The organism is Dactylosporangium darangshiense, from assembly GCF_039537565.1.
GTDB classification, from domain to species: domain Bacteria; phylum Actinomycetota; class Actinomycetes; order Mycobacteriales; family Micromonosporaceae; genus Dactylosporangium; species Dactylosporangium darangshiense.
Genome location: NZ_BAABAT010000046.1, coordinates 82,478 through 95,089 on the forward strand (window position 1 = coordinate 82,478; position 12,612 = coordinate 95,089).

General features: G+C 69.4%; 10 protein-coding genes. 3 read left to right on the plus strand and 7 right to left on the minus strand.

The window, feature by feature from the left end; genetic code table 11:
• Both ABD901_RS47305 and ABD901_RS47310 read right to left on the minus strand, forming a co-directional pair.
• On the minus strand, window positions 1–2,064 hold the full coding sequence (locus tag ABD901_RS47305) for a hypothetical protein (RefSeq protein WP_345138519.1): 2,064 nt from the start codon (window positions 2,062–2,064) through the stop codon (window positions 1–3).
• 559 nt (window positions 2,065–2,623) lie between these two features.
• On the minus strand, window positions 2,624–4,516 hold the full coding sequence (locus ABD901_RS47310; protein WP_345138521.1) for an Hsp70 family protein: 1,893 nt from the start codon (window positions 4,514–4,516) through the stop codon (window positions 2,624–2,626).
• Window positions 4,517–4,808: 292 nt separating this feature from the next.
• Here ABD901_RS47310 and ABD901_RS47315 point away from each other — a divergent pair, with 292 nt between their 5' ends.
• Window positions 4,809–5,072: a hypothetical protein gene (locus ABD901_RS47315; RefSeq protein WP_345138523.1), complete on the plus strand. Its 264-nt coding sequence runs from the start codon at window positions 4,809–4,811 to the stop codon at window positions 5,070–5,072.
• Window positions 5,073–5,123: 51 nt separating this feature from the next.
• Here ABD901_RS47315 and ABD901_RS47320 read toward each other — a convergent pair whose 3' ends face one another.
• Window positions 5,124–5,468 (minus strand): hypothetical protein, encoded by a 345-nt coding sequence (locus ABD901_RS47320; RefSeq protein ID WP_345138525.1) that lies wholly within the window; start codon window positions 5,466–5,468, stop codon window positions 5,124–5,126.
• 368 nt (window positions 5,469–5,836) lie between these two features.
• Between ABD901_RS47320 and ABD901_RS47325 the strand changes: the two genes are divergently transcribed.
• The gene (locus tag ABD901_RS47325) at window positions 5,837–5,992 is read left to right on the plus strand and encodes a hypothetical protein (protein WP_345138527.1); all 156 of its coding nucleotides are present in this window, start codon (window positions 5,837–5,839) and stop codon (window positions 5,990–5,992) included.
• A 512-nt stretch (window positions 5,993–6,504) separates the two neighbouring features.
• Here ABD901_RS47325 and ABD901_RS47330 read toward each other — a convergent pair.
• Entirely contained in the window at window positions 6,505–6,945 is a 441-nt protein-coding gene (locus ABD901_RS47330) for a winged helix-turn-helix transcriptional regulator (RefSeq protein WP_345138529.1), read from the minus strand.
• A 118-nt stretch (window positions 6,946–7,063) separates the two neighbouring features.
• Between ABD901_RS47330 and ABD901_RS47335 the strand changes: the two genes are divergently transcribed.
• Entirely contained in the window at window positions 7,064–8,167 is a 1,104-nt protein-coding gene (locus ABD901_RS47335; RefSeq protein ID WP_345138532.1) for a GDSL-type esterase/lipase family protein, read from the plus strand.
• A 175-nt stretch (window positions 8,168–8,342) separates the two neighbouring features.
• On the opposite strand, the gene ABD901_RS47340 is transcribed toward ABD901_RS47335, so the two are convergent.
• The 3 genes from ABD901_RS47340 to ABD901_RS47350 form a co-directional block, all read right to left on the minus strand.
• Window positions 8,343–9,659, minus strand: coding sequence for a cytochrome P450 (locus ABD901_RS47340; RefSeq protein ID WP_345138535.1), 1,317 nt, complete (start codon window positions 9,657–9,659; stop codon window positions 8,343–8,345).
• Between the two features lie 589 nt (window positions 9,660–10,248).
• On the minus strand, window positions 10,249–11,544 hold the full coding sequence (locus ABD901_RS47345) for a sialidase family protein (protein WP_345138539.1): 1,296 nt from the start codon (window positions 11,542–11,544) through the stop codon (window positions 10,249–10,251).
• Window positions 11,541–12,083, minus strand: a complete 543-nt coding sequence (locus ABD901_RS47350) for a SigE family RNA polymerase sigma factor (protein ID WP_345138543.1) — start codon at window positions 12,081–12,083, stop codon at window positions 11,541–11,543. The genes ABD901_RS47345 and ABD901_RS47350 overlap by 4 nt, the downstream gene beginning before the upstream one ends.
• Window positions 12,084–12,612: the final 529 nt, after the last annotated feature.

The window sequence follows — 12,612 nt, forward strand, 5'->3', positions numbered from 1 at the left end:
CTACCAGGCGATCGCCCGTTCCCACATCTCGACGTAGGACTCGGCCCCGGCCATGAGCTGTTGCCGCAGCAGCGGGCCGTCGGCCCCGGCCTGCTGGACGAGGTCAGTGGTCCAGTCGGCGAACAGGCCGTACTGCGCGGCGCCGTCCTTGTTGACGTCGAAGGTGCGAGTGCCAAACATTTGGCGGTACACCGTGGTGCCGTTCGGCGCCGTGAACGGGTAGATCAGCGGGTTCGTGGCCGCGTCCGGGCGCGGGTTGGCCTGGTCGCCGAGGCCGTTGACGTCGGTGCCGTAGCCGTAGCCGACGATGGCGTTCCCGTGCGGGGCCGCACGGTTGGTGCGCCACTCGTTGAGGAACTCCGGCACCGAGTTCGCGTAGGTGGCCACGAATCCGCCGAGGGCGAGCACCCGGTCGATCATGGCCGGGTCCGACCAGCTGTGCACCGAGGTCACGCCCGGGTAGTGGGCCGCCGCGGCCATGTCCAGCACCGCCTGCGCGGTCTTCACGCTCATGTGGTCGACATGGATGATCATGCCGCGGTTCATCATCGACTGGACGAGATAGCGCCCGAGGCTCGTCAGGCCCCTCGTGTTGCAGATCTTGCCGCTGGGGTACACCGGCAGCACCGCGCCGGGCGGCAGCCCGACGACGCCGAAGCTCAGCAGGCGCACCAGGTCGTCGTTGACGAGCGGCTGCTCGTTGTCCGACGGGCCGGTGCAGCTCGTGGCGGTCCACCAGTGACCGGTCGACAGCAGGTTGGCCAGGTTCACGAAGGCCCCGCTGACGCCCGAGTCGAACCGGGTGCCGCCGAACGCGTTGTCGAACTTGTGTACCGGATAAATCCCGGAGACGCCGAGGGACTGCAGCTCGTCGAGGCCGGCGTCGATCTGGGCCGTGGTGCACTGCGCGACGTCGTTGACCTCACGGCAACCGAAGACCTCCGAGTTTTCCACGCCGATCGTCACGGCCAACTTGCCCTGGGCGGCGATGCTGCGCACCTGGGCCGGCGTGGTGGCGATGCGGAACCAGCCCTTACCGGCGCCGCCGCTCTGGGCGTCGATGTAGTCCTGCATCGAGTACAGGTAGCGGGACTGGACCCGGATCTGGTCCATCTCGTCGCAGGAGGTGTCGCGGTACGGGAACAGCTCGCAGATGGCGCGGTTGGCCACCAGCAGCGCGTTGAGCACCCGCTGGCCGGCCCGCCACGACCGCTCGATGCCGCGGAAGTACGACTGCTCGTGCAGCAGCGAGTTGTGCTGCGGCCAGTCGCCGAACGTCGGCCAGCCGTCCTCCGGCGAGTTCACCGGGTCCGTGCCGCCGACGATCGCCTCGAACAGCGCGCCCACGTTGAGACTGCGGTGGGTGTCGCAGCCGGCCAGCGCGACCTGTACGCCGCCGGCCGCCCACGCCTCGCCGCAGTGCATCTGGCCCCCGAACGCGGCGGCGGCGGTGATGTGGGCGTGTGCGTCGATCGTCCCGACGAGCCTGCCGTCGCCGTCGACGCCCGGCGCGGCGGTGCCGGTGACGCCCGGGTCGATGTCGGGCGGGGTATAGCAGCCCGTGGCGCTCGCGAGCGCGACGGTGTACGAGGAGCCGGCCCCGCCGAGGCTCCCCAGGAACGAGCCCATGACCTGGCCGGTGGCCGTGGCGCTGAACCGGTACCGGTCGCCGGCCTTGGCGACGGTGAAGTCGGCCCGGTCGCCGTACGAGTCGCCGGCCATGATGAAGCCGACGACGCTCTGATACGCGGGCTTGCCGTCGGAGCCGAACACCTCGTAGCGGCCGAGCTGGGTGGCCTCCAGGCGGAACGACGTGGCGGCGGAGGCGGACGAGGTGAAGCCGTAGCCGGCCCCGCTACGCACCGCGTAGCCGACGGGGCTCGAGCCGTTGTAGATCCGCAGCGTGGCGCAGGTGCCGTCGAGCGAGTCGGCGTTGGCGGTGATGGATGCGGCCGAGGCGGTCGGCACGGCGACAACTGCGGTCGCGACGAGGGAGAGGGCGACGCCGAACGCCAGGCCGGTCAGGCGGGCGCGGCGGGATGGGTGGCGCAGCGACAGGGACATGGCGGTGGTGCCCCTTCAGGCGGGCCGGAACGCACGATCCGGCGGCCGGATGTGAGATCACCTCAGCGTCTGATAGACATCCGTGAGTGTCAACAGGAAACCGAGAATGTTTCAGCTTTTCGATCCGCGAGACGCCGGGCGGCTCTGAGGCCCTCCACCGCCCGACGGTGCCAGCGCCCCGGCCACGCGTTCAGTGCTGCGGAACAGCCAGCCACGTCGACGGCAGGCCATCGTTGGGCAATGGTGCGTGTCAGGCCTCGGCACGACGCCACCCCAACCGCGCAGGTCAAGGCGGGTACAGAGCATTTGATGCTCTCGACCAGTCGAACCCCGACGCGGCCCCGTCCTTCGCGGTCAGCCATGCCCCCCGCGCCGACGCGGGTGAACGGTGACGGGAGCGTCAGATACTGGAAATGTGAGCGGGGCGATCGCGCGGCAGCACGACGCGACTTCCGGTCGTTACGGCACTGAGCGACGCCGCCGGGTGACTCGTGTGCAGGCGCTCGGGCGTCCGCATCGACCAGGGCTGACACACGAGGACGTGACATGAACCGAGTCGTCAGGGTGCCGCCCCGAGCGTCACCAAAATGGTGGCCGTTGAACCGTTGCGCAGGACCACAATGGGGACCCGGTCGCCGGGTTTGTACTGCCGAACGAGAGCGACAAAGCTATCGGCGGTCGTGACGTTGTCCAAGGCGAACTCCACAATAACGTCACCGACTTGCAAGCCGGCCTTCGCAGCCGGACTCCCCGGGCTCACCGCGCCGATCAATACCCCGCCGCCCTCACGGTCTGTCACGCTGATACCCAGAAACGGGGGACGGCCATCATCCGGCGCCGCCACGTCCTCGACCGACCTCGTAGTAGATGTCGGCGTCGCGCCGGTGTCGGCGTTGCGGTCGCTCGAGGAGAACATGTCGGCCGCATTCGCTGCGAGGACGGCGGAGGCAACGAACAGCACCCCGATGACAGCGGCGAGCCACAGATAGCGACGACGCGTTCTGCGGGGCGGTGCGGGCAACGGCGGGCCTGCGTACGGCGCCGGCGACACGACAGCAGGTGGCATGCCGGGTCGATTCACGGGCACGGGCGGCACGACATACGGGGCGCGAGACGCGACAGCAGGTGCCGCGCCGGGTCGAGTGACGGGCGCGGCAGGCCCGCTGTGCGGTACGCCGGCCGGGTGGGTCGGTGGGCGGGTGGCTCCGGACCCGCCGGGCCGCCCCGCTGCGGCGATGACAGCCGGGCCCGGCGTGGCCGTCGGGGTCGTCGGGGTTGCCGCCGGCCTGGCCGGCGCCGGAACGGCGGGCGGCGCGGGAGAGGCCGGCTGCGGCGGTGTCCGCGCGGCCCGTGTCGCCAGATCGGTCGCCGCGGGTCCGACGTATCCGGCGACGACCCGCAAGGCGCCTTCCGCGACGACCAGCTGTGGCTCCTCGATCACTGTGGCGGCCTGGCCGGTCTGCCGATGCAGCAATGTGGCGACGAGCGGGGTGCGGGTGGCGCCGCCGACGAGGAACCAGCCGGCGAGATCGTCGGGTCGGACCCGGGCCTCCTTGACCGTCGCGGTGGTGATCCGGATAGTCCGTTCCAGCAGCGCCGCGGCGGCCGCTTCGAACTGGTTGCGGGTGATCAGGACATCGCGGAGCCCCACCGCGGGATACACGGTGACGGATGACTCCCGAGACAGGGTCTCGCGAGCCTGACGGGCGTCCTGCCACAAGTGAATCCGCTGGCGCCGCTCGTCGCCGGTGCCCGGCTCGCGCAGCCGACGCGCGGTGTCGGGCGCCTCCTGATCGACGACGTCGATGATCATCTGCACCATGACGGCGTCGAGGTCGAGGCCGCCCACGTCGTCGAGGCCGCTGTACGCGAGAGTGTCGAACCCTGCCGGGGTGCGCCGGACCACGCTGGCGTCGAACGTGCCGGCACCCAGGTCGTAGACAACAACGCTCTGCCCAGGCTTCACGACGTGCCCGAGGCTGGAGGTGAAGTATGCCGCGGCGGCAACCGGCTCCGGCACGAGCAGAGGAGCCGGCAGTCCGGCCCGGGCCGTCGCCGCTTCGAGCACTCGACGCCGGGCCGGCCCCCATGTGACCGGATGCGTCATCGAAATCCTGCCGACGGCGGCGCCTGCGGTTCGCCTCGCCTCATCGCCCACATGCCGCAGCACGGCGGCGATGAGATCGATTACCGGATATGTGTGGCCACCGAGCAACACGTCGAGGTCGTCGACCCGGCGCTTCGGATTCTGCTCGAACCGAGCCGGGTCCGACCGGGCGCTCCGCTCAGCGTCTCGACCGACTATGAGCCGGCCGTCGCCGCTGGCGTAGACGGCCGACGGCAACAGCGGTGAACTGTCGAACAACAACGGGCGCGTCCGGCCGTCTGGCCAACGTAACACGGCAACTGTATTAGATGTACCGTAGTCGATCCCTAACCACACACCGGACATGGGACACAGGATAGAGACAGTTGACCTTGGAAACCTCGACGAAACCGATGGTCCGGCACGCCCGAAGAGCCACTTGACGCTTACGGGCGGCAGCGTCATCCCGTGGGGTCCGGGTTGTTCACCCAGGCAGGCGAGCAGGCACCGTTGCGTTGCAGTGAAGTCATCGATCCGCCCGCTCTTGCGACTGCCACCGAAGTCGGCGTTCGCTGGCTCGCGCGGCGAACAGCACCGCGGTCCAGCCGACGCCGCGCCTGGACAACGCGGTTTCTCATCGATCTGTCGGAACCGACAAGTGCACCGACAGATCGATGAGAGACCGGAAGATCTATCGAGAACCTACAACACCCGCCTTGGCGATGCAGCGGATGATCGAGATCTGATTGACCCAGCTGGAGACCTTGGAGATCTTGACGACATCTCCGGTGTGTGGTGCGTGAAGTTCCACAGCGTGCTGACCGCGTCGCTCGGCAAGGGCTCGATCACGCACGTCATCAACAACACCGGGCTGGCGGCGCAGGCCGGCAACGTTCCGTCCAACGTGATCAGTTGTCCCTGAGTCGTCTCCGAACGGGACCGGTCGGCACGCGCCGGCCGGTCCCGTTGCCGTTCAGCAGGTCTTTGTGGTCACGTAGTGGTTGACGACCGTGCCGTCGCGGTACACGACCTCGACCTTGATGAGGGTGGGCGAGTAGCCGCGCCCGGCGATCGTGTAGCACGGGCTGTCGGAGCCGCCGTCGATGTCGACCAGGCGGCGGACCGAGCCCGAGCCGCAGTTGTAGTAGGACCAGTACCACTTGCGGGCCTTGGTCCCGTTGGCGGACACCGTCCAGGGGTCGTAGGAAACGGTGGGCCCGCACGGGTCCACGTCGGCGAGGGCGGGGGCGGGCACGGCGAGCGCCGCCCCGGTGAGCACCCCTGCGACCGTCATCGCCGTGATGGCGCGCTTCAGCATTGTCTTGCTTCCTTTCGTCAGGGTTGAACGGTGCGGGATCAGCTGCCGTGGCTCGTGTCGAGCCATAAGGTGCTCCGTTCCCGGGGGACGTGTCGGATGCCCTGCGCTCCCCCGCGGCGCAGGGCACGACCGTGGCCGACGACCGAGATCGTTCGGCAGATTCACGATCGGCGCCACGGACGTTGCCCGACAGGGCGGCCGCGGCCGGACAAACAACTTCGGACAACCCTTGGTACGTTCCGCTGCCGGGTGCGCGGTGGGAGCGTTAAGCGCTTCGGGGCGTCCGGGAGCGGCAAGTCGTCGCTGCTACGCGCCGGCCTGCTCGGGGCCATCGCCGCGGACCCGCGGTGGCCCGGCGGTGGCGCGTCATGCTCATGGCACCGACCGAGCAACCGCTCTACGTCTTGTCCGAGCAGGTCGCGAAGTTGTCCGGCAGGGATGTCCAGCCGCTGCGCGAGGAGCTACCGGCCGAGCCGGCCGGCCTCGACGTCGCGATCCGGGCGGTGCTCGTCGACGGGCAGTAGCAGTCGACCGACGAGCTGCAGGCGACCCGCCAAACGCGGCTCTGGACGCGCTGGCTGCCGCCCCGGAATCGGAAACGCCGGGAGTAGCCATCCGCCAAGGACACAGTGCAGGGGCTCTACAGCCGCGGAGCCCTGCACCGCCTCCTTGTCCCCCGGAGCCCTGGGCGACCGTCGCTGGTCAATTCCGAGCATCGCGTCGAAGCGGTGGCAGTGGGCCCGGGCCCACGGTGGCCCGGCTGCACGCCACGGTCGCGGCTGTCCGCGCGGACTCGTGGCACCAGTTCCAGCAACGCGTCGAGCGGCCCCGCGAGCTCCTGGAGACCGCCGACAAACCCATGGACGCAGGTTGCCCGTCGCGCGGGCCTGGGCACCGCCGGCTCGCTGCGCCAGCGCCTCGTCCGAGCGACGGGCCTCACCCCGACGGCCTACCGGGCCGCGTGCTCCCGCCCGGCCCGGCCGCCGGGCGGTGACGAGCAACACCCGCCGTCGCGATGACCAGTGCTCGTCGGCGCTCAGGCGACGTGGGTGTCGTACTCCTCGCGATTGGCCAGCACCTCGTCCATGTGCGCCTCGGCCCACGTCTTGATGCCGCGCATCATGTGTTGCAGCGAGAGACCGAGGTCGGTCAGCTCGTACGTGACCGTGACCGGCACGGTGGGCGTCACGGTGCGGGCGACCAGGCCGTCGCGCTCTAGGGAACGCAGTGTCTGGGTGAGCATCTTCTGGCTGACCCCGGCCAGCCGGCGGGACAGCTCGGCATAGCGCATCGACCGTGGCTCATCGCCGCGGTCCGCTCCCGGGTGCGGACCGTCGCTGCCGAGCGCGGCCAGGATCAGCGCGACCCACTTGTCGGAGATCCGGGCGAGCAGCTGGCGGCTGGGGCAGCCGGCCAGGAAGGCGTCGTAGCTCACCTTCGCCTCTGCCCGCTGCTGAGCTGCGGTCCTCGTGGGCATCGACACGTCCTTCCTACCCGGGGGTGACCTACGCACCTTGAGGTGCCCACTTCCTGTTGGAGAGTTACCCGTCCAGAGTGGAGCAGGACACCGTCGAACGCCAACGTATGGAGCGAACATGATCTGGACAGCCGGCTTCCGCACCGCAGTGATCAGTCCCTACGAGCAGATCCAACTCAGCGAACCGCGTGGCTTCGCCGATCAGACGGTACGCCAGGTGCTGCACATGGCGGGCGGTGGCGAACGCCTCCGTGTACGCCTGACGAATCGCTACGGCCGCGGCCCGTTGACCGTCGGCGCTGCGACGGTCGCCGCCGAGCACCGGCAGGCCGCCCTCACCTTCGACGGCGCCGAGCGGCTCACCGTCGCCCCGGGCGAGGAGGCCGTCAGCGACCCAGTGGACCTGCCCGTCGGCCCCGGTACCGACCTGATCCTCAGCCTCTATCTGCTCGGCGAGACCGGTCTGGCCACCTACTCCCACAAGCCGGCGGAAACCGCGCACATCGTCGGCGGGAACCACGTCACGTCGGTCGAGCTCCCTGAGGCCGAGCAGGTCGAAGGGCGATTCTTCGTCTCGGGCATCGACGTGCTCACCCCCGACGACACCGCGATCGCCGTGGCGTTCGGGGACTCCTGGTTCGAGGGCGTCGGCTCGACGATCGGCGCGAACAACCGCTCAGTGGACTTCCTCAACCGGCGCTTCAAGCGCGGATGGGTGGTCAATCAGGGCATCGCCGGCAACCGCCTCCTGCGGGACGAGGTCGGCGAGCACGCACTGGCACGCTTCGACCGCGACGTGCTCTCGATTCCCGGCGTGACCCACGTGCTGGTGCACTTCGGCATCAACGATCTCGGCCTGCCCGGCATGTCCGGCGAGCCTCCCGTCACCGCCGACGCCCTCATCGAGGGCTTCGGGGCCCTGGCCCAGCGCGCCCACGGTGCCGGCCTGAAGATCCTCGCCGCCACCATCGGCCCGTTCGCCGGCGCCGTCTACCCGGGGGTCAGCAGCCCCGAGGGCCTCGCGGCGCGACGCGAGGTGAACGACTGGATCCGTACCACCGACACCTTCGACGACGTCTTCGACGTCGCTCGAGCCGTCGAGAACCCCGAAGCGCCCGACTACATCCACCCCGACCTCGACGCAGGCGACGGCATGCACCTCAACGACAAGGGCGCCCAAGCCATGGCCGAGGCCGTGAACCTCGAAACGCTCGGCCTTTAGTAGTGCTTTGTTAGGTCGGCGTGTCGTGGGGTCGCCGGGTTGAGACGGGTAGTTTCATGTCTCGGTGACCCCTGAGGAGCGCTCACAGCGACTTGAAATCCACATATAGGACCATCACGGCACACAGTCGGTCGGTCCTCGGTGTGAGTCCGAACGCATGAGGCCTGACGGAGCCCTACCTTCGCATGAAGGTCGCTCGCAGCCCCGCCGGGATCAACAGCGCTTCCGGCCGTATGACGACCGCCTCCGGGTTGACCACGGTAAACTCGTAGTCGCGTATCAGCGTGGCGATCGCGAGTACCAGCTGCAGCAGACCGAGCTGGTTGCCCAGGCAGATCCGCGGTCCGGCCCCAAACGGCAGGTATGCGAACCGCGCGTGCGGCGACTGCGCCCCAAGCCACCGGTCTGGGAGGAACTCCTCGGGCTTGTCCCACCACCGCCGGTCGCGGTGCATCAGATAGACAGGCATCATGACCTGCTGGCCGGGGCGGAACGTCCACCGGCCGAGTGTCGTATGGGTGCGCACCTCGCGGCCCAGGAGCCACGTCGGGATGTAAGCGCGCAGCAGCTCCTTCACGACCGCCTCGGTGTACGGCAGATCATCAGCGCTTACCGCCCGGTCCGTTCTCTGTGCCAGCACGTCCGCCTCGGCCTGGATCCGGGCGACGATCTCGGGTTCGCGCGCGAGGATCAGCACCGCCCAGGCGAGCGTCGTGCCCGGCACGCCGTGCGACGCCCTCAGCATCACCGATTGCGTCCGGTAGACGGCCTCATCGTCGAGCGGTTCACCGTCGCTGACGAGCATGGTGTCGAGCAGATCGCCGACCGTGTCATGGGGCTGGGCGCGCCGCTGCCGGATGTGTTGGTACAGCAGTTCGGCGAGCCTCCGGTTGGCCGTCTTCGCCGAGCGCACCGCGCGTACCGGCAGCCAGCTCGGCAGTGACAGGGAGCTCGACATCAGTGCGGTCGAGTGCTCGGCCGCGTCGGCGACGGCGACGGCGACTTCCTCGCTCCCGCGGCCGAGGCAGTAGTCCGCGGTCGCGTGGATGATGAAGGACTTCATCACATCCGCCACGTCGACCTCACGGCCGAGGACGTGGGCCAGGCGGGCGTGGAAGATGTCGACCAGGCGGTCGCTGTGTGCGTCGACTGCCGCCCGGTTGACCCCTGGCCGGCTCTTCTTGCGCCCGGCCATCGCCGTCGGGGTCTGCCGCGCGGTCACCTCCGGCAGGGCGTCGTCGAACAGGGCGGCCTCAATGCCGAAGTCGGTGTTGGTGCGCACGAGGATCTCGTGGACGAGGACGGGGTCGGTCACGACGCTCGTCCGCGCGCTGAAGGCGAACACGTCGCCGTAGAAGCGCTGGCATCGCTGGAGGAACGCGATACGGTCCTGCTCGTAGTCGTACCGGTTGCCGACCAACCGCCGCCCGCGAGGCCCGGCCGGGTACTCACCTGTGGACCTGTTGTGATCCCTTGAGCCTGGGACGGACATGCTTCGTCTGAATTCCGCGGCCGCCCTGCGGTCGGGGCCCGCGTGTGCCGCGCGGAGCGATCGCAACGGTGGCCGCACCAGCACGGCCACCGTTGTCACCGAATCAGGGAATCCACGGGTACCGGCCGCCCATCCGGCCACGGTCAAGCCGCACCAGGCGGGCAAGACCCATCAGAGCGAGCTTCGCCATTCCATTCACCTCCCGGATCACACCGTCGTGTCGGCGCTGATGTTCCGCCTACTGTGTCGAAAGCCGTTTACGGGTTCTTGCTCGTCGGCTTACGGCGCCGCTCAGGCAGCTCGTGCGTGGCCGTAGGCAGGGCTGCATCCGGTTATCGTGGCCGTCATGCGGTTTGGGGTGCTTGGCCCGTTGGCGGTATGGACGATCGGCGGTGTACCGGGCTGAAGGCGCAGTTGCGTTGTGGGATCGGCGGGCGCGTTGCGGTCGGCTACTCGGCCTGGAGCCCGAATTGGCTGGGTCCCGACCTTGGGGTACAGCGACGCCATGTGCGCCACCCCTTCGCCGCCGGCGCGGTGCTGCTGCGGTTCCGCAAGAAGCCGTTCGACCGCCGGATCCGCCCCGGCCCGTTCAGGACGGCTTCACCGGGTGCTGAGTCCAGTGCAGGCCGTCCGGTGAGACGTACACGGCCGTCCGGTCGAAGACGATGTACGTGTCGGGCGCGTCGTTTCTGACCGGCTGCTGCATGTCGTCGGTGCCCTCGAGTCCGCTCACAGGCGCTGGCTTGATGTAGGCGCCGGTGGTGCCGGCGTACCACTCGGCAGGCTTGTCGACCACCGTCTGTACGATGTGGGTGCCGTCCGCGGCGACGAACGAGTCCGCGCCGTGCTGTACCCACGGCAGCGTGTGTCCGGGGTCGGCCCGCTGCCAGGTCAGCCCGCCGTCGGTGGTGCGGTAGACCAGCAGTCGGTTCTGGCCGTTGTCGGTGACAATCGAGACGACGGCGTATGCGGTCGTGCCGTCGATGGTGGCGATGCCGACGGACTGGTTGTTGATGTCCTGCGGGTAGTCCGCCTCGCCCTGGCCGAACACATGCGTCGACCATGTCCGGCCGTCGTCGCGGCTGACCGATACCCCGACGACGTGGGTCTGCGGGACAAACCCGGAAACCCACAGCCCGGCGCCGGACGGCACCCTGTTGATGCCGGACGGGGTGATCGTCGGCGGCTGCTGCGCCAGCTTCTTCTCCACGCCGGTCTTGGCGTCGACCCCGTACACGGCGCACTGCGACAAACCCTGTTCGTCGTCCTCGCGGCACGTTGCCCAGCCGTCGGCCGGTACGGCGGATATCGTGCCCGGCGAGGACTTCCGGTCCTTCCAGGTCCGGCCGCCGTCGATGCTGAACCGCCACGCGGCGGAGTTGCCGCCCTTGGGGAACAAGGCGCCGATCACGCCGGCCGCCGGCACGTCGAGCAGGTAGGGGTTGTCCCGATTCCGCTCCGTCCAGGTGCGGCCGCCGTCGTCGGAGCCGTACAGCACACCCTCGCACGAGGAGTAGTCCCCGGAGGCGCACCGGAGCCGGACCGCGTACAGGTGGTCGAGGTCGGTGGCCACGGCATCCTGCACGACGCCGTCGCCGATGTCGGGGCGGCCGTTCGCGATCGCCGTCGGCCGAGCCGAAGGGGCCATCGAGGCCGCGTCGCTTGCCGCCGGCGCGGGCGCACCGCGGTCCGGTCCGCCGGCAGTGGTGAGCACCGCCACCGCCGCCACGATCACCGCCGCGCCGCCACCCACAACCGCGGACGCCAGCCGGTTGCGGACCCGGCGCCGCCGCCACGCCGTCACATACACCTCGTCGCCGCTCAGCCGGCTCGGCGGTGACGGGCTCGCCGCGGCCTCGTGGAACCGTTCACGCAAGAAAGTCACGAGCACTCCTCCGCCATCGTCGCCGGCCGCTGCTCCAGGTCCTGCCCGAGCAGCTCTTTCAACCGGGCGAGTCCACGCGCCGCGTGGCTCTTCACCGTCCCCTCCGAACACCTCATCGCGTCGGCTGTCCCCGCCACGTCGAGGTCGTGGTAGTAGCGACACACCAGCGCCGCCCGCTGCCGCGGCGGCAGCTTCTCCAGCGCCGCCGCGAACGCCGTCCGCGCCGCCGACTGCTCCATCGCATCCGGCCCGGCCCCGGTGTCCGGCACGTCGGCGTGCGAAAGCTCCCGGCGCCGCCACGCCCGGCGCGCCTCGGACAGGTACCCCCGCACGAGACACGTCCGTACGAACGCGTCCAGAGCGCCCTGATCCCGCACCTTGCGCCAGCTCACCGCTAACCGCATGAACGCGGCCTGCGTCAAGTCATCGGCCCAGTACCAGTCCCCGCACAGCAGGTACGCGGTCCGCCGGACCATGTCTCGCCGGGCCGCGAAGTACTCGCTGAACTGCTGCTGGTCCCCGAACGCATCGCTTGGCATGAACACCTCCTCACCGGATAGGTGCACGGCGGCCTCGCGTCCGGTTTACATGCCTGGCTCAGATTCCTCGGAGATGAGCGACGGCGATAGGCCGGCGTTTCACGCGGCACGGGCGATCCGTTCATCAGCTCTGTGCGTGTACCGAGGCGTTCGACCGCTGCTGCCGGAGTTTCCTTGCGAGGACAGCCGTGTCGGCACGCGTACCTCAGAGGTCTTGTTCGGCCTTCAGCGTCGCCAGTGGCGTGCCGTGAGCCAGGCTCCGGTGCTCAGGACGGTGGCCCCGACTCCCATCCCGATGAGGCTCGTCATGGACGTTGGGTGCTGACGACCGTGCGGAGCGGTGCACGCCCGCAGTGTCCCAGGTTATGTCCACGAGCGCGTTGTGTGAGCTTTCCCGTAAGTCGGCGAGCAAGAAGCCGTAAACGGCCTGCGACACAGTGGGTCACGTCGAGCCGGAGACGACCGCGACGGAGGTCAGGACATGTCGGAGCACGACCGGCTACGGCTGGCGGTCATCATCGGCAGCACT